At 41.3% G+C, this 21560-nt stretch carries 18 protein-coding genes and 5 tRNA genes; 6 read left to right on the forward strand and 17 right to left on the reverse strand.

Features of this window, described 5'->3' with window-relative positions; all coding sequences use genetic code 11:
- Positions 1–80: 80 nt before the first annotated feature.
- Complete coding sequence (locus tag PVK79_RS18470) at positions 81–2096, forward strand: TonB-dependent receptor (protein ID WP_182777884.1); 2016 nt, start codon at positions 81–83, stop codon at positions 2094–2096.
- A 158-nt stretch (positions 2097–2254) separates the two neighbouring features.
- Here PVK79_RS18470 and PVK79_RS18475 read toward each other — a convergent pair whose 3' ends face one another.
- The 12 genes from PVK79_RS18475 to xerD form a co-directional block, all read right to left on the reverse strand.
- The gene (locus PVK79_RS18475; protein WP_257326341.1) at positions 2255–3622 is read right to left on the reverse strand and encodes an alkaline phosphatase PhoX; all 1368 of its coding nucleotides are present in this window, start codon (positions 3620–3622) and stop codon (positions 2255–2257) included.
- A gap of 324 nt (positions 3623–3946) precedes the next feature.
- Positions 3947–4023 (reverse strand) — tRNA-Arg (locus PVK79_RS18480).
- 134 nt (positions 4024–4157) lie between these two features.
- Positions 4158–4234, reverse strand: a tRNA-Arg gene (locus tag PVK79_RS18485).
- 80 nt (positions 4235–4314) lie between these two features.
- Positions 4315–4391 (reverse strand) — tRNA-Arg (locus PVK79_RS18490).
- A 45-nt stretch (positions 4392–4436) separates the two neighbouring features.
- Positions 4437–4513: transfer RNA gene (locus tag PVK79_RS18495), tRNA-Arg, on the reverse strand.
- A gap of 37 nt (positions 4514–4550) precedes the next feature.
- Positions 4551–4643, reverse strand: a tRNA-Ser gene (locus PVK79_RS18500).
- A gap of 129 nt (positions 4644–4772) precedes the next feature.
- On the reverse strand, positions 4773–4955 hold the full coding sequence (locus PVK79_RS18505) for a hypothetical protein (protein WP_145240843.1): 183 nt from the start codon (positions 4953–4955) through the stop codon (positions 4773–4775).
- Between the two features lie 274 nt (positions 4956–5229).
- Positions 5230–6765 carry a lysine--tRNA ligase gene (lysS, locus tag PVK79_RS18510; RefSeq protein ID WP_182718004.1) on the reverse strand — a complete coding sequence of 512 codons (1536 nt, stop codon included), beginning with the start codon at positions 6763–6765 and terminating at the stop codon, positions 5230–5232.
- 26 nt (positions 6766–6791) lie between these two features.
- Positions 6792–7890, reverse strand: a protein-coding gene (gene prfB, locus PVK79_RS18515; protein WP_257326342.1) for a peptide chain release factor 2 whose coding sequence is annotated in 2 segments (ribosomal slippage) — positions 6792–7814 and positions 7816–7890 — 1098 coding nt in all. Because the reading frame shifts where the segments join, the coding sequence is not laid out codon by codon here.
- Between the two features lie 154 nt (positions 7891–8044).
- Positions 8045–9766 (reverse strand): single-stranded-DNA-specific exonuclease RecJ, encoded by a 1722-nt coding sequence (recJ, locus tag PVK79_RS18520; RefSeq protein WP_257326343.1) that lies wholly within the window; start codon positions 9764–9766, stop codon positions 8045–8047.
- 75 nt (positions 9767–9841) lie between these two features.
- Complete coding sequence (gene dsbC / locus PVK79_RS18525; protein WP_145240834.1) at positions 9842–10570, reverse strand: bifunctional protein-disulfide isomerase/oxidoreductase DsbC; 729 nt, start codon at positions 10568–10570, stop codon at positions 9842–9844.
- 64 nt (positions 10571–10634) lie between these two features.
- Positions 10635–11588 (reverse strand): site-specific tyrosine recombinase XerD, encoded by a 954-nt coding sequence (gene xerD / locus PVK79_RS18530; protein ID WP_220491296.1) that lies wholly within the window; start codon positions 11586–11588, stop codon positions 10635–10637.
- Between the two features lie 80 nt (positions 11589–11668).
- Here xerD and fldB point away from each other — a divergent pair, with 80 nt between their 5' ends.
- A complete protein-coding gene (gene fldB, locus PVK79_RS18535) occupies positions 11669–12190 on the forward strand; it encodes a flavodoxin FldB (RefSeq protein WP_149981789.1) in 522 nt (173 codons plus the stop codon).
- A 200-nt stretch (positions 12191–12390) separates the two neighbouring features.
- On the opposite strand, the gene PVK79_RS18540 is transcribed toward fldB, so the two are convergent.
- The 5 genes from PVK79_RS18540 to betI all read right to left on the reverse strand — a co-directional run bounded on the left by PVK79_RS18540 (position 12391) and on the right by betI (position 18209).
- Positions 12391–13098: a TorF family putative porin gene (locus PVK79_RS18540; protein ID WP_145240814.1), complete on the reverse strand. Its 708-nt coding sequence runs from the start codon at positions 13096–13098 to the stop codon at positions 12391–12393.
- A 32-nt stretch (positions 13099–13130) separates the two neighbouring features.
- Positions 13131–14348 carry a BCCT family transporter gene (locus PVK79_RS18545; RefSeq protein ID WP_145240812.1) on the reverse strand — a complete coding sequence of 406 codons (1218 nt, stop codon included), beginning with the start codon at positions 14346–14348 and terminating at the stop codon, positions 13131–13133.
- A 135-nt stretch (positions 14349–14483) separates the two neighbouring features.
- Positions 14484–16154, reverse strand: a complete 1671-nt coding sequence (gene betA, locus PVK79_RS18550; RefSeq protein WP_257326350.1) for a choline dehydrogenase — start codon at positions 16152–16154, stop codon at positions 14484–14486.
- The gene (gene betB / locus PVK79_RS18555; RefSeq protein WP_145240808.1) at positions 16154–17617 is read right to left on the reverse strand and encodes a betaine-aldehyde dehydrogenase; all 1464 of its coding nucleotides are present in this window, start codon (positions 17615–17617) and stop codon (positions 16154–16156) included. The genes betA and betB overlap by 1 nt, the downstream gene beginning before the upstream one ends.
- Position 17618: 1 nt before the next feature.
- Positions 17619–18209 (reverse strand): transcriptional regulator BetI, encoded by a 591-nt coding sequence (betI, locus tag PVK79_RS18560; protein WP_145240806.1) that lies wholly within the window; start codon positions 18207–18209, stop codon positions 17619–17621.
- Between the two features lie 297 nt (positions 18210–18506).
- On the opposite strand from betI, the gene PVK79_RS18565 reads away from it, so the two are divergent.
- Genes PVK79_RS18565 through PVK79_RS18580 form a run of 4 tightly spaced genes read left to right on the forward strand, consistent with a single transcriptional unit; the run spans position 18507 to position 21535 of the window.
- Positions 18507–18731: a DUF4177 domain-containing protein gene (locus tag PVK79_RS18565; protein ID WP_145240804.1), complete on the forward strand. Its 225-nt coding sequence runs from the start codon at positions 18507–18509 to the stop codon at positions 18729–18731.
- 4 nt (positions 18732–18735) lie between these two features.
- Positions 18736–18948 carry a membrane protein insertion efficiency factor YidD gene (gene yidD, locus PVK79_RS18570; RefSeq protein WP_220491300.1) on the forward strand — a complete coding sequence of 71 codons (213 nt, stop codon included), beginning with the start codon at positions 18736–18738 and terminating at the stop codon, positions 18946–18948.
- 14 nt (positions 18949–18962) lie between these two features.
- Entirely contained in the window at positions 18963–19331 is a 369-nt protein-coding gene (locus PVK79_RS18575) for a TM2 domain-containing protein (RefSeq protein WP_182718001.1), read from the forward strand.
- A gap of 53 nt (positions 19332–19384) precedes the next feature.
- Positions 19385–21535: an exonuclease domain-containing protein gene (locus PVK79_RS18580; protein WP_257326352.1), complete on the forward strand. Its 2151-nt coding sequence runs from the start codon at positions 19385–19387 to the stop codon at positions 21533–21535.
- Positions 21536–21560 lie beyond the last annotated feature (25 nt).

The following is a 21560-nucleotide window of genomic DNA, read 5'->3' on the forward strand; positions in this document are numbered from 1 at the left end:
AAATATTTGCATCCGATTAACATCGTAAAACGTAATTGTATTAAATATAAACATTTCGACCTATTTATAAGGAAATGATAATGCGCACTTTTTTAATTCTATCTGGTAGCTTGTTTTGCTCTACCAATGTACTTGCAAACATTGAAGAAATTACCATATACGGACACCGCACGGGACTTATTGGTGAGGCTATTAGTGCATCAAGTGGCGTAATTGGCCAAGGTGAAATAGAAAACCGTCCAATGTTACGTAGCGCAGAAATGCTAGAACTTATCCCAGGTATGGCCGTCACACAGCACAGCGGCTCAGGTAAAGCTAATCAATATTTTATTCGCGGTTTTAATCTCGATCATGGTACTGACTTTGCCACCAGCATTGATGGTATGCCAATTAATATGCGCAGCCATGGGCATGGTCAAGGCTACACCGACCTTAACTTTATTATTCCTGAAACAATTTCGACTATAGATTATCAAAAAGGTGCGTATGGCGCCGCTCAAGGTGACTTTTCGACCGCTGGCAGTGCTGAATTTAATCTAGCTGATAATCCAAAACATCAACAACTTGACTTTACAATTGGCAAAGACAATTACCAACGCGTGATGGCATTAGGCTCGATTGGAATTGCTAACGGGAAAATAATTATTGCCAGTGAGTGGCAAGGTTATGATGGCCCTTGGCAAGATATCAATGAAGATGTAGATAAAAAAAATGCCCTAGTACGCTATGTAGGTAAAGCATGGGATGGCGATTTATCTGTCACGGCAATGGCTTATGACAACAGCTGGAATTCCGCAGATCAAATTCCACAACGGGCTGTAGACCAAGGTATTATCAGTGCGCTAGGTTCACTCGATACTACCGTAGGCGGCAGCTCTAGTCGCTATAGTTTATCGGCAAACTGGCAAGACCAGCACATTAAAGCCAATGCCTATGTGATCAACTACGACATGGACTTGTTTTCTAACTTCTCTTACTTTTTAAATGATCCTATTCATGGCGATCAGTTCCAACAAGTCGATAGCCGGACAATTAGTGGTGGCGCACTGAGTTATCAATTTGCTGATACTCTTGCAGATATGCTAATCCAGCATACAGCTGGTGTGGAATATCGCCGCGATGATATTGATCAAGTTGGTTTATACAATACCAAGCAGCGCCAACGCTTAAGTACTGTGCGTGAAGATGCTGTAGACGAAGCCAGCTACTCAGCCTATTGGCAATCACAAGTAAATTTAAGCCAAGCACTCGAAGCAACATTTGGCGTGCGTTATGATTACTTTGACGCAGATGTTGATAGCAATAACAGTATTAATTCAGGCAGTGCAGATGATGATTTGGTTAGCTTTAAAGCCAGCTTAAATTACCTGTTTAATGACAACCTAGCCGGTTATGCCAACTGGGGGCAGTCGTATCATTCAAATGATGCGCGTGGAGCGACCATTAAACAAGATCCTGTGACACTTGAGTCTGCTGATAAGGTTGATTTACTGGTGCAAAGCAATGGCGCAGAGCTGGGTTTACGCTACTTTGATCAACAACGGTTTAATTTATCAGCGGCATTATGGTGGCTAAGCTTAGATTCTGAATTATTATTTGTGGGTGATGCGGGTAACACTGAAGCCAGTGATGCATCAAAACGTTACGGTTTAGAGCTCAGTGCGTATTATTGGCTTAATGATGCCTTGAGTTTAGACGCCGAGGCCTCATTTACACATTCACGCTTAGATATCGATTCAAATGACGATCGAATTGAAGGCGCAGTGCCTGTGGTTGCCAGTACTGGCATTAATTGGCATATTACCCAGCAGTGGCAGTCTTCACTGCGCGTACGCCACATTGGCAAACGGATACTCAGCAGTGATGGCGATAAACGCTCAGAGCCGCTTACAGTCGTAAATGGTTTAGTAAGTTATCAACAAACGCATTGGAAAGTGGGCCTTGAGCTATTAAATATATTTGATAGTACGGATCACGATATTGACTACTTTTACACGTCACGCTTAGCTGGCGAACCTATTGAAGGCGTTGAAGATCATCACTTCCACCCGATTGAGCCGCGTACCCTGCGCCTAAACTTCAGCCTGTTATTTTAGTTTGGTTATTGTTACTAATAATTGAGCTAAACACTTTGCTGATCCGGTTTATACTTTAAGGTATGAAGCGGATCAGCAAGGCTGCATTTTAAATTAACTCACTTAGCACTACTAAATAGCCATAGTGCACTTGTATATAAGCATTAAATAATCACCAGTTAGCCTTTAAAACTCTGCCATGGTCCTGTGATCGCTAATGTTTTTGTTGGTGAATACACATTAACAAATAAGGTGTTGCCATCAGCAGAAAAACAAGCTCCCGCCAACTCGGTTTGCGCTGTTAAGCGGGCAAAATTATATACATCACCACTAGGTGTTACGCCACGTAAATGGTTATCAACCACGTCGGTATACTGATCTTCACAAACGATCAAGTGCCCGTTAGGTGCAACAGTGAGATTATCACCAAAGTTAAATAACGACTTATCTGTGCTTTCTACAAATAGTTGAACGTGTCCTGGAGCTAGATGCTCTTTATCTGTTCCTTCAAATGCTGATGGTTGATACTTCATCACTTGACCAAGCTGCTTTTGACCACCATTAGTGCAACAAAAATAAAGTTCTTTTTCACCCCAATGTATCCCTTCACCACGAGCGAAAAGTGCAGCGCCTTGTTTGTGGCCGCGTATTCTTAAATCGTCTTTTGGACTTTCAGGTTGCGCCAAATCAACCCATTCAACGGCCATATTGTGTTGTAAAGGCATTACCCCTGTAACCCAATTACGAGTATCAAACTGTGGCTGTGCTTTAATCATCATAGCTTGAAGTTTACCGCCTTTACTCAACTTACCGTATTCATTAGGAATAAAACGATAAAATAAACTATCGCCTTTATCTTCTGTCAGATAAACAATACCGGTTGTTGGATCAACAGCAGCTGCTTCGTGATTAAACCGCCCCATTGCCTTGAGAGGCTCAGGGTTTACTAGTCCTTTAGCGTTGGCTGGTATCTCAAAAATATAGCCGTGATCTTTATTAAAGCCATCCGCTTTAGTCAGAACAGTCTCTTCGCAAGTAAGCCAACTACCCCATGGGGTAATACCACCTGCACAATTGCGGATCGTGCCAGTGAGTGACAAATATTCTTGCTCTTTTTTACCGGTTTTTAAATTATAAATAATATGACTTGTGCCTCCTGGCAAAGCAACACCTTGCGCAGTAATGTCATAAGCAAATGACGTTTTATGCGTTTGTAAGCTAACATCTGCTTTTGCTAAATCAGTTGGTTTTAATTCATGGTTTCTGACTAATGCAACCCGCTCATCATCAAGGGCAATACAGCCCATACCATCGGCTTTATCTGGCACTGTAAAGCCATCATCCATTTTATCACCCAGTTTTGATATAACTTGATAGCTAAACCCTGCTGGTAAATCGAGTAACTTGTTAGGATCAGTCACTAACGGACCATAGGCACTTAAATGCTCACTCACGTCAAGAAATGGTACTTTGCCAAAAGTACTACGAGAAAGCCCCATAAAAGCGAGTGTACCGGCACTAATAATAAATTGTCTTCTAGAGATCATCGTAAAACTCATAATGAGATAAAATAACAGGCATATAATAAATGAAATTATCCTATAAAAACGGCCTCCATAAAAAGTTCATACAATTGTCATATCTCTAAGCAAACCTCATTGACACTTGCTATATTAAATTTCAGGCATAAAAAACCGACTCTCGTCGGTTATCTTCTATTAACTTTAATAGTAATAGAAAGTGGTGGGTGCAGGACGTATCTTCAAAGAGTGAACCTTCGACCACTCGGTTAGTGGTTTTATACTTTTAAGTATGAGGCAAATTTCAGGCATAAAAAAACCGACTCTCGTCGGTTACCTTTAAATAGAAAGTGGTGGGCGCAGGAGGATTCGAACCTCCGACCGCTCGGTTCGTAGCCGAGTACTCTATCCAGCTGAGCTATGCGCCCACATTCTATTTTGATTTTAAAGTCTTACTTTGACTGACGCATTAAGCTAATTAATAACAAAGCTTATTACGAATTTTAAAAATAAAAAAACCGACCATGTGTCGGGCTCTTTATAAATTAACACTAATAGAAAGTGGTGGGCGCAGGAGGATTCGAACCTCCGACCGCTCGGTTCGTAGCCGAGTACTCTATCCAGCTGAGCTATGCGCCCACATTCTATTTTGATTTTAATGTCTTCTCTGACATATTAGTATGCAATAACTAATATAACTCTCAGTAGTAAATAAAAAGTGGTGGGCGCAGGAGGATTCGAACCTCCGACCGCTCGGTTCGTAGCCGAGTACTCTATCCAGCTGAGCTATGCGCCCACTTTTTTATACTCTAATTCGAGTTTCTTACTAATAAGTAAAGGATGGTGGGCGCAGGAGGATTCGAACCTCCGACCGCTCGGTTCGTAGCCGAGTACTCTATCCAGCTGAGCTATGCGCCCATTCTTTACTTTACAAGATAACCATTTATAAAATAAATGGCGGAGAAGGAGGGATTCGAACCCTCGATAGAGCTACAAACCCTATACTCCCTTAGCAGGGGAGCGCCTTCGGCCACTCGGCCACCTCTCCGTCTTGTGGGGCGTATAATAAAGATTTCAGAAAATATGTCAAACACTTTTCTTGTTTAAAGTAACTGTATGGTTAGAGAACACCCATAACAGCCAAAAAAGAGTCAACTTTGTTTAATCGTTAATCAAATTAAGAGGTTTTAATATCAGCGGATACACCGAGAACAGGCACTAATTCGTCAGTTAATTGTTCGAGATATTGATCTTGGTAGCCTAATTGCTGAAATTCAGCAATACATGCTCGATAATAGGTTTCTCGTTGTAATTCAATACTGAGTACTTCAGAGGGTGAATCAGGTTTATTATCTTTCATATAAAATCCGTTTATATAAGTCCTTTAGATTGACGTGAGTTTAAAAAACCATGCTTTATGCTGTTTTTTCAGTCAATAGTTTAGCTAAATTTAGAAATAATGCTCGTTCATTTTGATGATTTTATATAATTAATTTTTATTTTCACATAATTCAATACGTTAAAATTAAAATTTTATTATTGTCAGTATAATTTCCATTGACGGGACCCGCTACAGACACAAAAACGCCGCTATTAAAGCGGCGTTTATAATATCAACTTAATCTAACATAGCATTAGTCAGCTTGTGGGCGCATATGCGGGAACAAGATAACATCTTTAATTGTTGATGAGTCAGTAAATAGCATCACTAAACGGTCGATACCAATCCCCTCACCTGCCGTAGGCGGAAGGCCATACTCTAGCGCGCGAATGTAATCTTCGTCGTAGTGCATTGCTTCATCATCGCCGGCGTCTTTTTCTTCCACTTGGCGAGTAAAGCGCTCAGCTTGATCTTGTGCATCATTAAGCTCAGAGAAACCATTTGCAAGCTCACGGCCACCAACAAAGAATTCAAAACGGTCAGTAACAAATGGGTTTTCATCGTTACGACGAGCAAGTGGTGATACTTCCCACGGGTAACCGGTGATGAAAGTCGGTTGAATAAGCATGTGCTCTGCTGTTTCTTCAAAGATTTCACATAAGAACTTACCTGGGCCCCAAACACAATTTTCAGGAATTTTAACGTGCACTTGCTTTGCGTACGCTTTTAATTCGTCAAAGTGATTTTCTGGATCATTGAATACTGCAGCATCAAACTCAGGATTATATTTTAAAATCGCATCCGCCATACTTAAACGGGTAAACGGTTGGCCAAAGTCATACTCTACTGAGTCAACCACTTCGCCGTTCTCGTTTTTAGTCGTATTAACAACGATTGGGCTGCCCAATACGTTAGTTGCAACAGTACGCAACATGTCTTCGGTGATGTTCATCAGGTCGATGTAATCAGCGTAGGCTTGGTAGAATTCGATCATAGTGAATTCTGGGTTGTGACGCGTTGATAACCCTTCGTTACGGAAGTTACGGTTAATTTCAAATACGCGGTCAAAACCACCTACCACTAAACGTTTTAAGTAAAGCTCTGGTGCAATACGTAAGTACATATCGATATCAAGGGCATTGTGATGAGTCACGAATGGACGCGCAGATGCACCACCAGGGATAACCTGTAGCATTGGCGTTTCAACTTCCATAAAGTCACGATCTGCTAAGAAGCGACGAATACCTTCAACTACTTGTGAACGAATACGGAACGTTTCACGGGTTGCTTCATTAGTGATCAAATCAACATAACGTTGGCGATATTTAGTTTCTTGATCAGATAAGCCATGGAATTTTTCAGGAAGTGGACGTAGTGACTTAGTCAGTAATTGATACTCTGTCATTTCTACGTATAAATCGCCTTTACCTGATTTATTAAGCGCGCCTTTAACACCAATGATATCGCCAGTGTCTAATTGACCGTATTTTTCTTTCAGATCTTTTTGGACATCTTTTGATGCATACGCTTGCACACGACCTTTCATGTCTTGAATTACAAAGAATGGTCCGCGTTTAGCTAGGATACGACCCGCGATAGACACAACGTGGTTAAGCTCTACTAATTCTTCTTTACTCTTATCACCAAACTCGGCCTGTAAGTCTGCCGTGTAATGCTCACGACGGAATTGATTTGGATGACCGTTAGCAGGGCAATTGGCGCGAATAGCGTCTAATTTGCCACGACGCTCAGCGATTAACTTATTTTCGTCTTGGATTTGATCAGTCATTTTTTAGCTCTTTTTTAGCTTGGTGGTTATAGGCCAGATTTTAAGCTGGCTTCAATAAATTTATCTAAATTGCCGTCAAGTACCGATTGGGTATTACGGTTTTCAACGCCGGTACGTAAATCTTTAATGCGCGCATCATCAAGTACGTATGAACGTATTTGACTGCCCCAGCCGATGTCAGATTTGGCATCTTCTTGGGTTTGCTTTTCAGCATTTTGCTGCTGTAGCTCAAGCTCAAATAACTTCGCTTTTAACTGCTTCATCGCTTGTGCTTTATTTTTATGTTGAGAGCGTTCGTTCTGACACTGCACTACCGTATTTGTCGGTACGTGGGTAATACGTACCGCAGATTCTGTGGTATTTACGTGCTGACCACCCGCGCCTGATGCACGGTATACGTCGATACGTAAATCAGCCGGATTAATATCAATCTCAATATTATCGTCAACTTCTGGATAAACAAATGCAGAAGCAAACGAGGTATGACGACGGCCACTTGAATCAAATGGGCTTTTACGTACTAAACGATGAACCCCAGTTTCTGTACGTAACCAGCCATACGCGTATTCACCAACAAAGCGCACGGTTGCGCCTTTAATACCGGCAACATCACCGTCAGTGGCCTCTACCAGTTCAACTTTAAAGCCTTTGGCTTCACCCCAGCGTAAATACATGCGTAATAACATGTTACACCAGTCTTGAGCTTCTGTACCGCCTGAGCCTGATTGTAAATCAAGGTAAGCATCATTTGCGTCATGTGCGCCAGAGAACATGCGACGAAATTCTAAACCTTCAAGCTGTTCGTTTAGATCTGTCAGTTCGCTTTGTGCTTCATTGAAGGTCTCTTCATCTTCTGCTTCAACTGCAAGTTCAAGCAACCCTTCAACATCGTCAGTACCAATTACTAGATTATCGATAGTTTCAACAACCGCTTCTAATGCTGACTTTTCACGACCTAGTGCTTGTGCTCGCTCGGGCTCATTCCATACGGCTGAATCTTCAAGTTCGGCGTTAACTTCTTCTAAACGTTCTTGTTTAAGAGCGTAGTCAAAGGTACCCCCGAAGCAGTTCAGTACGTTCGCGAATTTCCTTGATTTGATTAATCACAGGATTCACTTCAAACATGTACATTACTCCAAAATGGCTGGTTTACGCGGCTAATCGCCAGGTAAAATTATGCTAATAATTATTTAAATTTCGCTTTAAATAATAGAACGCCCGATTTTAACAAAAAACCGTGCGTTTTATTAGTACTTTATGCATCGATAATAGATATTTTTTAAGCTACTTTTTGCAGCTCACGGACAATTAACTGTAATGAAAATTTACCTCTAAACTCATTGATATCGAGCTGATAGGCCAATTTCACCAAGCGCGCTTCAGTATCAGGCCACTCGCGCACATCAATACCGAAGGCAATAGCATCAACCAAACGCCCTGAACGGTGTTTTAATACCAGCTTTAAGTGCTTTTCACCAACAATGCGCTGCTGTACGAGTTCAAAAGTGTGTTCAAACACGGGTTCTGGAAATTGCTGCCCCCATGGCCCTGCTTGTTTGAGTACATTTGCAAACTCCATGCTAAAGCAGTCATCAGCAAGCTCGCCATCGGTTAAGATAATACAGCGTTTATGCTCTTCACTTAACTGCCCACTTACCGCCTGCTCAAACTCACGTTTAAACTCACTAAAGTGCTGCTCATTAATGCTCAGACCGGCCGCCATAGCATGACCACCAAATTTACTGATCAAATGTGGATGCAAGGTATTTAAGCGCTCAAGCAAGTCACGCATGTGCAAGCCTTCAATCGAGCGGCAAGAGCCCTTTATTTCACCGTTGTCGCCACCAGCAAAAATTACTGTTGGGCGGTGGTATTTCTCTTTTAAACGTCCCGCTAAAATACCGATCACACCTTGATGCCAGTCTTCTTGATATAAACAGATAGCATCAGGTGTTTGCTCATCGCTAAAAGCGAGCTTATCTAGCACGGCTTGTGCTTCAAGTTGCATGCCCTGCTCTATCTCTCGACGCTCATGGTTTAAACTATCCAGCTCAGCGGCTATGCGTCGCGCTTGATTGATATCAGTAGCTAGTAAGCAAGCTATGCCTAAACTCATATCATCTAAACGTCCTGCGGCATTTAAGCGTGGCGCAAGCGAAAAACCAAAATCACTGGCGCTTAAACGCGCTGCGTTACGATTAGCGACCTCAATCAGCGCTGTAATACCTGGGCGTGTTTTGCCGCTACGAATTCGCGCTAAACCTTGGTAAACTAAGGTGCGATTATTGGCATCCAGTGCCACCACATCAGCAACCGTACCTAGCGCTACAATATCAAGCAGATCGGCTAAGTTAGGCGGTGGTTGCTGCGCAAAATGACCAACATCACGCAATGCACTTCTAAGCGCAATCAATAAATAAAATGCAACCCCGACTCCTGCGATTGATTTTGATGGAAACTCACAATCATGGCGATTAGGGTTAACGATAGCGTCAGCATTGGGTAGTTGTTCGCCTTGCAAGTGATGATCGGTAACCAGCACTTTAATGCCCGCGGCTTTTACAATTGCGATGCCAGCAATACAGGAAATACCATTATCAACAGTGATCACTAGATCTGGTGCCATAGTGACTATTTGCTCGGCCAACGCGGGACTTAAACCATAGCCTAAGCTGAATCTGTCTGGCACTAAATAGTCTAAATGAGCAAAACCAAACATCGCTAAGCCTTGCATTAAGGTAGCAGTGCTGGTTGCGCCATCGGCATCAAAATCACCCACAATCAGCACTTTACTTTGCGCTCGCAGAGCATGTTGAAGTAAAGCGCTGGCTTTATCTATGTCTTTAAATAATTTGAAGTCATGTAAAGTGGCTGCGCTATTATTTAGCTCATCGGCATGATTAACTTGGCGGCTGGCATAAATTTGTTTAATAACAGGGTGCAAATGGCTTGGCAGGTGTGAATCATCATGATGATCACGAGCAACAATTAATTTTTTCATGCAGGCGCGGTACTTTTAGATTAAGGAATAAAGACAAAAAAAGGCCTTAACGGCCTTTTTATAAAAAGCATAATACTATGACGATTTATTAGCGTCTAACGCAGCAGCTAATGCGGCCGCAGGCTGATAACCTGGGATCATCGTACCATCTTCTAAAATAATTGCTGGTGTACCGCTAATGCCAAAACTTTGGCCAAGCTGATAATGTTCTGCAACTGGGGCATGACAACCGGCCATTACTTTTGTATCAGCGCCCGATTTTGCTGCTGTCATTGCTTCTTGTTGATCTTTAGCACACCAAACATTCATTAGATCTGCATAGCCTGAGCCTTGTAAACCACCACGTGGAAACGCTAAATACTTAACGGTAATACCCGCTTCAAGTAAATCATCAAGCTCGCGGTGTAACTTACGGCAATAACCACAGCTAATATCAGTAAACACAGTTATGCTATGTTTCTCATTTTTAGCTTTGTAAACAATCATTGAGTCTTCGTATTGCGCTAGGCCTTCTTTACGAACGCCATTAAGCGCTTGCTCGGTTAGATTGTTACGGTTATTTAAATCAATCAAGGTGCCTTGCATTAAGTATTGACCATCTGCGCTTGCATACAGCACGCCTTTATCAGTGATCAACTCTTTTAAACCGGCCACTGGGCTTGGGCTAATTTGCTTAACAGTAACACCTAGCTCTGCAAACTTAGTCACGATTGGATCGTTGGCATCAGGAATGGCTGCAACGCCATTGGCAAACGCACTTATACTGGTGCCTAATATCGCACCGGCTAATACTAACTTTTTCATAATGTTCTCTTATATCCTGATAATTCTTAACTACTCAGACCGCCGAAGTACGAAAAAATTCTCACTAAGCGCGCGGATGATGTTGCTGATGTACCAATTTTAACCGTTCATTAGCTACATGGGTATAAATTTGTGTGGTTGATAAATCACTATGCCCTAACATCATCTGTACAACCCTTAGGTCAGCACCATGATTTAGTAAGTGTGTTGCGAACGCATGGCGCAACGTATGGGGCGATAAAGGCGATTCAACTGCTGCCAAAATAGCATAGTGTTTAATACGATGCCAAAAAGTTTGTCGAGTCATACCGACTCCACGCTTTGACGGAAACACAAAATCGGTGGCATGTTTGATCATTTGCGCGCGCCCCACTTTTAAAAATTGCTCGAGCCAATACATAGCCTCTTCGCCAAGCGGCACCAAACGCTCTTTATTACCTTTACCTTTAACAAACACCACCGCTTGGCGCAAATTAATTTGTTCAATACGCAACCCAACTAACTCGCTAACCCGTAAACCCGTTGCATATAATAGCTCTAACATAGCTTTGTCGCGCAAGCCCATCGGCTCTTCAACATTAGGCGCCGCCAAAAGTGCTTCTACTTCATTTTCTGACAACGTTTTCGGCAATGATAGGCCCGCTTTAGGCTGAGCAATATTTACCATTGGCGAATCAGTAATGTGTTTTTCACGCACAAAGTATTGGTAAAAGCGCTTTAACGCGCTAATACTGCGCGCCGTACTGCGAGGCTTTAAACCTAAATCAACACGATGCGCTAAATAGCTTTCAATATCTTGGCCACTCACGGTGAGCAAATCTTGACCTTTTAAAAAGTGGCAAAATTTATCCAAGTCGCTGCGATACGCAGATAAAGTGTTATCGCTTACGTGTTGTTCTAAATAGAGGTTATCTAAAAAAGATTCAAGATAATCACTATTACCGAGTAGTTCGTCGTGATCTGTAATGGCTGAGTCTAATGACTCATGATCAGGTAACGTGGTCACAGTTATTCTCATAGTTATCAAGGTATCAATTAATAATACCTTACGGTAAACTTCAGCCTATCATATCAGGCAAATACACAGTGATAAATACGATGCAAATTGGTTTATTTTATGGTTCTACCACATGCTATACAGAAATAGCAGCAGAAAAAATTCGCGATATTATCGGTCAAGACATTGTCAGCCTGCATAACATCAAAGATGAACCATTAAAAAATGCAGAAAATTACGACTTTATCATCTTTGGTATCTCCACATGGGATTTTGGCGAGTTACAAGAAGATTGGGAGTCGATTTGGGACGACATTAAAGATGTTGATCTCAATGGCAAAACCATCGCTTTATTTGGTATGGGCGATCAACAAGGTTATGGTCAATGGTTTCAAGATGCACTTGGTATGTTACATGATGAAATAAGTAGCCAACAATATACTTTATTAGGATTGTGGCCGAACGACAGCACGTATGAGTTTGAAGCCTCTAAGGCACTCACCGAAGATGGCAAACACTTCGTTGGTTTAGCCCTTGATGAAGACAGCCAATACGAACACAGTGATGAGCGTATCGCTAACTGGGTTGAACAGATCATGACTGAGTACAGCGAGACATTATAAATCTCGCTGCGTAACACTGATAAGCGCAACAACGAATAGCTAAATTTACGGTTTAACAATGGCCTTATATGTTTCACCGATTAATCAATCAATACATGGTTTATTTTCTATGTAACAAATGATAACGAATCATCTATGACTTATAGATATAATGCGCGGCTTTATGCCGCGCATGTAAAAAGTAGTGCCTAGCACTGTAATTATAGTGAGAATGTACGGCCTATCGACAATACAATACGCTCATCTGCAGTATCAATATCTAGGCTGGTGTTCTCGCCCGCTACCTCAATATCAAAACCCGCTAAACTTGTTTGATAAGCAAGACGATAGTGGTTATACGATTTACCATCGGTATCCCATGCGAACTTATCGCCATCGAGTGAATTTGAAATATCAAAGCTGGCACGCAGTGCGTGATTAGGTGCAAGTTCAATGGTGTGTGCAACCATAGAAATCACATGACCTGCGCCGGTACCAAAATAATCCCAGCTATACCAGAAGTTAAGCTCTGTTTGCCCTAACTCACTTGCGTAACCAAATTTAGTGTAAGCTTCAAAGTAGTTACCATCGCTTGAGTTGCTTTGCCCATGGTAACTGTAATACGCAAGGCCGTAATCAATACTGAGCGCTTCATTTAACTGCGCATAGCGACCGAAGTAAGCATCCCATTCAATATTTGTGTCGTCACCAAAGTCAACGTTTGACGCCCACGTGCCAGCATACATGCCTGACTCGCCAAATGAATAATCAAGGCTACCTTGTAGCGCTGGGTCGTTTTGCGTTTGGCTCACACCATTAAAGGTATAATCTGATGCGCCGGTTACGGTTGCTGACCAATCAGCCAATACTGAGGTTGAAAAAAGTGCAAACGGTAATGCGACTGCTAATAATGTTTTTTGTGTTGTCATGTTAATTCCTTCGCTACTGTATAAGCTAATATCTAGCTAGCTGATTCAATTTTTGTGTAGTCAATTTTGTTGTCTTTCGGCGAACTATCAATGTTACTCACAGTTTTAACTTTGCTATAGGCAATATAGGCTGCACACGCAAAGAACAAACCAATCACTAACACTCCGACCCACTGGATTTGTAGAAAGTTCTGCTTAAATAATAGGGTTAATAATGAAAGAGCGACAACATTTAGCGCAATATATTTAAATTTACCTAAACGTTTAACCGTCATACCCATATTGTCGGTGTATAAACGGATCAGTGAATCAAGCGAGTTGATCACAAACACTACGCCAACAAATACCATTGCTATATTTTTGATCCCTTGTGTATCAATGCCTGCTTCGTGATACTGATAAAGCACGCCAAACCAAATTGCGATTGGGATTGAAGGGAAAATTAACATTGCCCCCAATACTTGATAGGTTTTTAATCCACCGACAAAACGCGATGTGAATTGACCGATCATAATACTCCACGCAAACCACCAAAATAAATAAAACTCATGGTAATCATTGAGTGGCAGTACAAACTGATTAATATTGCCAAAGTAACTACCAATTAACGTTAAATTATTTGTAAAATCTGACACTTGGCCATTTTCGCCCATAAATGCGCCAAACCACATAAAACCAATTAGCGCTATAAATAACCAGGTAGTTGAAATACTTAGAAAACGTACATATTTAATATCGGTGCTTGAATACACCGCAAAGCAAATAGCTGCGAATACAATTAAATAAAATGACGGAATAATCGACTCACCATCACCAAGACTAGGTAAATACCAAGGTAGGTTAGAGAGCAATAAGAAAGCGGTGAAGGCACAAGTACCAATAATAACTACGTTATTGATTAATTTAACCCAAGGAATTTCGAAAAATTTCACTTTAGGTTCTATTACACAGAAATAAAAGCACGTAAGGAAATAGAATCCCCAGATCAGAAAGCCCCAATAACCAAACTCGATAGCTAGTGGATTGGCAAACGCGTACTCTGGGCTTGCTTTTATGTCTGCATAACCTGCAAACTCAGTGAGTGGAAACATGATCAAGCCAACATCTAAGCCTGATGTAAATAAGATGGCGATAAAGGTAAATGTTCTTACCGGTGTGACGCCAACACACTTTACATTGCCCCATTTTACTAAAATTGCAACAATTGCTAGTAGGGTGAAAATAATGCCTGCACTAAGCCATAAGGTCATAATTCCCTCCCCAAAATAAATGAAAATACATCATTATGTCTCCGTGTTTTTAGTCTCGCATTAACGCACCACAAACAACTTATGATGCGCGCCACTGCAAGCCCCACAGCACAAAGTATGCTGCAGGTGACTTTATTAGATCTCCGAACTACGCTGCACAGTTTGCCATTGAGATTCAACAGCAACCTTTGCTTGCGATTTACTAAGTGGTGGCCTACCTAAAATTAGATCAGCCGCTTTTTCTGCCACCATAATGGTTGGCGCATTTAAATTTCCGTTAGGAACCGTTGGGAAGATTGATGAATCCACCACATGCAGTCCCTCAATGCCATGTACTTGAGTGTTTGAGTTTACTACTGCCAGTTCATCTTCACCCATTTTGCATGAACATGAAGGATGGTAAGCACTCTCAACTGCCTGACGTACAAAAGCATCTATTTGTTCATCGGTTTGGATCTCTTTACCTGGTTGGATTTCGCCATCGCGGTAATCATCAAACGCACTTTGCTCAATGATTTCACGCGTTAAACGCACACAGGCTCTAAACCCTTCAATATCATCTTGATGCTGTAAATAGTTAAATTGGATCTTAGGTGCAACCGTTGGATCAGCCGATTTAATCGTTACTGCACCGCGGCTTTTAGGCTTGTTATGCCCTACATGGACTTGAAAACCATGGCCATCAAAAGCACTTTTACCGTCATAACGAATTGCCGCAGGTAAAAAGTGATATTGAATATCAGGCCACTCAACCCCCGGTTTTGAGCGAATAAATGCACAAGATTCAAAATGATTAGTCGCCCCAAGGCCACTGCGGTTTAATAACCAACGCGCGCCAATAAGGCCCTTTGAAATAAGGCCAAGCTTGCCGTTTAAGGTAATTGGCTGCTTACACTTATACTGGAAATAAAACTCCAAGTGATCTTGCAGGTTTTGCCCAACTCCGGGTAAATGGTGCTTAACCTCGATACCAACTGCTTTAAGTATTTCGCTGTCGCCAATACCCGAAAGTTGCAATAAATGCGGTGAACCAATCGGACCGGCACTTAAAATAACGTCTTTACTGGCCTTTGCTTTAACAATATCGCCATTAACTTTGTACTGCACACCAACGGCTTTTTTGCCTTCAAGCAACACCTTTTCAGCCAACGCACCAGTAACAATAACTAAGTTTTTACGTGACTTCACTGGGTCTAAATATTCACGACTTGCAGAGCTGCGCACACCGTCTTTAACGGTCATGTGCATTGGACCAAAACCCTCTTGCTGCGCTGCGTTATAATCGTCAGTAGCTGCATATCCGGCTTGCTGGCCCGCTTTGATAAAGGCTTTATAAAGCGGGTTCGCCATTTCATTACCGTTGTTCACACCCAAAGGGCCGCTATCACCACGATAGTCGTTTTTACCTAAATAGAATGATTCTGCTTTTTGAAAATACGGTAAACAGGATTGATAATCCCACCCTTGTGCACCATGTTGTTGCCATTCATCAAAGTCTTTAGCATGGCCACGTACATACACCATGCCATTGATAGATGATGAGCCACCTAACACTTTGCCACGCGGGCAGTGCATTTGACGATCATCTAGATACGGTTCAGCTTCACTATGAAACTGCCACGCGTATTTATCTGAATTCATCGGAATTGATAGCGCGGTAGGCATTTTAATAAAAATGCTTTTATCGCTGCCGCCAGTCTCTAATAATAAAACGCGGTTGCGGCTATCTTCGGATAAACGATTAGCCAGTACACAGCCCGCCGACCCTGCACCCACTATGATGTAATCATACGTTAGTGCAGTCATTAAAATGGGCTCTCTATATTAGTCATACCGACATAAATCGATTTAGTTTGGGTGTAATGATCAAGTGTTTCAATACCATTTTCACGACCGATACCTGACTGCTTATAACCGCCCACAGGCATTTCTGCTGGCGAATTGCCGTAGCTGTTGATCCAACAAATGCCTGCTTGCAGCTGATGAATAACACGGTGTGCGCGCTTAATATCTTTGGTAAACACGCCTGCAGCAAGGCCTAAGTGAGTATCGTTAGCACGGTGAATTACATCATCTTCGTCATCAAACGTTAATACGCTCATTACGGGACCAAAGATTTCTTCTTTGACGATCGTCATATCATCAGTGCAATCAATAAATACCGTTGGTGCAACAAAGTAACCGTTTGGTGCAGAGGCTGGGCTAAGCGTTTTACCACCTGTTAATAACGTTGCACCTTCGCTGATGCCTTTATCGATATAGCTCATCACTAATTGTTGATGCTTTTTGGAAATTAATGCGCCAAAGTTAACGTTAGGATCGAGTGGATCGCCCGCTATAATATTTTCTTCAGTGCGTGTTTTAAGCTCATCAATAAATTGCTGATAAACATTTTTGTGTACATAAATACGGGTGCAGTTAGTGCAAATTTCACCTTGCGTATAAAAATTACCTAACATTGCAGCACTTACTGCCTGTGAAATATCGGCATCATCAAATACTAGCAGTGGTGATTTACCGCCAAGTTCCATGGTGACATCTTTTAATGAACCAGCAGCACTAGCAACTACTTTTTTACCTGTGCCTACTTCGCCGGTAAACGATACTTTCTCAATGTCAGCTGATTGTGTTAACCACTGGCCGACTTCTGCTGCACCTTGCACCACGTTAAACACACCCGCTGGTACACCCGCTTCGATGAATATTTCGGCAAGCTTAATTGCGCCAAGTGGCGTTTCTTCAGAAGGTTTAAAAATAAATGCATTTCCGGCAGCCAAAGCTGGGCCGGATTTCCAACAAGCGATTTGCAGCGGGTAGTTCCACGCACCAATTCCGGCACAAATCCCTAACGGCTCTTTACGGGTATAATAAAAATCTTCGCCAACCATTTGCTGCTGGCCAACTTGGGCAGGTGCTAGCCCTGCAAAATACTCGATTACATCAGCGCCAGTTTGCACATCAACACACTCGGCTTCTTGCCATGGTTTACCGGTATCTAGCACTTCTATTTTTGCAAGTAAATCATTACGCTCGCGCAATAATGCAACCGCTTTTAGTAAGATACGACTACGTTCAATCGGACTCATAGTTGACCATGCAGCAAATCCTTGTTTAGCACTTTGAATAGCCGCATTTTGAATAAACGCATCTGCCACTTCTACATAATAAATTACGTCATCTGTTGCTGGGTTTTTAACTGCAAATGTTTCGCCACTTTGATTTTTTAAAAAGTGACCATTGATAAAGTTTTGATAAACAGGTGTTGTCACATTAAGCTCCATACTGTTTGATAAGTGAACATACAAAGTTTTTTGCTAGCTGTTCACAATGTGCAAATTGATCTTGATCAGACTTACTTAGTACCGCTCTTAACCATAAGCCATCGATCATTGCCGCACATAATTGCGCTGCAAGTTTGGCTTCATCATCACCCATCAATTGTTTAAATGAGCTGACTAAATTACTAAGAAGTCGTCGGCTATTTACGTTCTGTAAGCGATGCAACTGAACATCGTGCATCGATTGCGCCCAAAAGCTTAACCAAGTTTTAGTGGTATCGCTGCGCTGTTGTAATCTGGCAAAGTTAGCTTCTATTATCAGCATTAACCTTTGCTCAGGGGTCGTTGTTGGCGTTACTTGTTTGATCAGCTCGTGTTTTAGATTGGTTAATAAATAACGCACAGTGGCTTCTATCAAGCCCTGCTTACCACCAAAATAATGACTAATAATGCCCGACGATAATCCTGCTTTTTTACTGATACTATTAATGGTTGTTGCTTGTAAGCCAAATTCAGCAACCGAACTAATAGTAGCGTCAATTAACTGCTGACGACGGACAGGTTCCATTCCAACTTTAGGCATATTTTTATTAATTGAACGTTCAATAAAAATAAAGGTTAAAGTAATGGAACTGATAATTCAAGGTTGACAAACTGTGAATAGGCTAAAATGAAGAGAGCTAAGTGACCCTAAGTAACTGTCCTAACGTTGATAAATCGGCTTAGAAAAAAGTTGCGAAAAAAATCGAAAAACAGCTGCTTTTTAAGTAAATGCGAAAAAAATCAGCTATATTAGGTTGAAAATCATATCTGGTTAGTCTCAGGTTCACTTTTAAAATCACAGAATTATCTATCAAAAAAACAAACTACAGGAAACTCGATGTCTAATTTTAATGAATATAAAGTATTGCATGTTGTTGAGGGTGGCTGTGGCACATTGCTGCTAGGTTCGAGCGGGTTACCACTTAAAAGGCTAGAAGCAACACTTAATGATGAAGCACAAAATGGCTGGCAACTGGTATTTCAGGTTATCGAAAGCAAACGTTTTTTGCTATTTTGGTCACGCGAAGCTGTGATCTTAACGTTAGGCAGAAACCGTGCTTAAAGCAATGACGCTTAGTGCAATTCGCCGCTATCAAAAAAATGGCGGCGCTAAGGCACATTTTAATATTAGTTGTAATTTCAGTCCTTCCTGCTCAGAGTTTACTCATCAAGCAATTACTAAATATGGGCTAGTGAAAGGTCTGTTTATTGGCGTAAAAAGAATACGGCGTTGCAATAACCCCGACTGTGTAACCGTAAAATCCGATCCACTTCCTTGAGGCTTATTAATGCCATGACATCAGAACAACTAAATGCTCAAGAAGAGCAGCTTCGTTCAGAAGTAAATGCATTGTCCCCTGAACAGCGTAAACTATTTTACCAGCAAGAAAAGCGTCTCGTTAAAGACCCTGATACTTATGCGGTACTGAATTGGTTTTTTGCCGCAGGTTTACACCACTTTTACTTAGGTAGATTTCAACGTGGTGCGGTGAATTTAACGCTGATGCTAATTGGCATACTCACTATTTATAGCTTTGGCGTATTTTTAATCATCGTCGTTTTGTTAATTGAATTACCACAGCTTTTTAAGAGTCAACGCATCGTCCATCAATATAACAATCAAGTTATGGCTGATATTCTAAAACAACTAACCGACTCTTGATTACTTAAAGCAAATGCTAGATACTGTTTTTTTATACAGTTACGGTGTGTGTTATGAAAAAAGAATTACCCGAAAAATATTATTTAGCCCACTTTAAAGAGCTAATAACATTTATCGACACTCAATGCAGACACTTATTAGAGCAAAAACACGTCGATTTCATTAATAAAGCAAACCGACTTACTGAGCAAGGCCAGTGCATGCTGGCACGCATTTATTCTCGTAAACCTTTACTCGTAGCAATCACCACACTTAATTATAATGAAATAGACAGCCCTGCACTGGCACTCGAAGAGCTAAAAACAGCACAGCTCATTAGTCATCCAAATTACACCGACTATCAACACGTACTCGCACATCTAACTAAACCCGCATTGCTAGCACTACTCGCGCCTTTCGATATCCAACCTAGTATTAAAAAAAGCGTCACTAAAGCACAACTGGTAGCACAGACTTGCGATTTTTTTGCTACTAAGCCGGAACATTTAACCTGCCTTTATAACCAGTTTGTTATTAATAACCGCTTTGCTGTGTATGAATACTTTGAATTTCTATACATAGGCCGCTTAAGCACTGGTGATATTAACCATCAAAATAGCTTTGTACTGCGTGATTTGGGCCTAAGAACCACACGAGAAAACCATACAGTAAGTTTAGCTCGCTTTGATACACGTGAAGAGGCGCAATCTAACTACGCGCTAAATCGTTATCGCATGGCATTTAAAAGCGCGCAAAGTGATGACGAATATCAAGCTTTAGCTATTGAGCTTATTAATCAACCGGCCGAAGGTACATTAGCAGTCAACCTTAAAAACAAGCTCCTTTTACGACTTCACCAACAACTAAAAAAATATAATATTGAGCTGTGTTTTACACTTTTAAATGCCTGTGAAAATAGCGCTGAAGCAACTGAATTACAAATACGCGAGCAATACCGCCAAGGTAATAAAGAGTGGGTAAAAATCCAGCTTGAAACCATCATCGAAGATCCGCTCACTGATGATTTACTGTATTTTGCTGATGACTTTTTAATGCGTAAATTTAACAAGCAAACTCGCTCTCGCTTAAGTGCAATGCTCGCCGATACGCAATGTGTTATTGAAATTGACGAAGTTTATCGAAACGATGTAGAGCAAGGTGTTACAGAACACTACACTCAACAAGGGTTAACTGTTTTTTATACCGAAAATACGCTTTGGCAGAGCCTTTTTGGTTTAGTTTTTTGGCGCGAGCTTTATATAGATACTCCCACCCCACCTTGCAATGAGTTTGATATGTTTCCACAATCATTGAGAACCGACTGCTTTTATCATACCCAACACCAACAAATTGAAGCACTACTAGCAAACTGGCAAACACCGGATGATTTACTAAAACACGTTTGTAAAAGTGCCGCCCGTTATTTTGAGCAAGCTAATGGGCTGTTTCGCTGGCATAGCGAGCTATTACGACCATTAGAAGTGCTGATTTTAAATAGCTCATTAGCAGCGCTAAAAAGTCACTTAAAGAATATGACCATGCGCTTTATGCAGCTTAAAGATGGTTACCCTGATTTGATGGTGCTAAATGGTAATAAACTCCATTTTGAAGAAGTAAAAGCCCCAGGTGATAAATTAAGACGTAATCAGCTAACAACGATTGATTGCCTCAAAAATAATGGATTCAATGTACACATTGCGGCCGTAAAATGGGTTAATGATCCCAATCGTATTTACAGCGTGGTCGACATTGAAACCACTGGTAGTTTAAAAGGCGGCAATCGGATCACCGAAATTGGCATAGTTAAAATGCAACACGGCAAAGTAATTGATACTTGGTCAACACTTATCAACCCGCAAATGCGCATTCCTAAATTTATAGTGTCTTTAACCGGTATTAATGACGCAATGGTAGCAACTGCACCACGCTTTACTGAAATAGCTGAGACTTTACTTAATAAACTAAAAGGCACTATTTTTGTGGCTCACAATGTAAACTTTGATTACGGCTTTATTCGTAAAGAATGTGAAATGGCAGGTATCCACTTTAAAATGCCCAAATTATGTACTGTGGTTGAATCTCGCAAAGCGTTTCCTGGTTTAAAATCATACTCTTTAGGTAACCTCAGTGCGCATTTTGACTTAAACCTGACAAGCCATCACCGAGCACTCGCTGATGCCAGCGCAACCGCTGAGTTACTTTTGCTTATAAAAAAATTTAACTAAATTAATAACTTAAGCTTTTAGCGCA

It is taken from the genome of Pseudoalteromonas rhizosphaerae (assembly GCF_028885455.1).
GTDB classification, from domain to species: domain Bacteria; phylum Pseudomonadota; class Gammaproteobacteria; order Enterobacterales; family Alteromonadaceae; genus Pseudoalteromonas; species Pseudoalteromonas rhizosphaerae.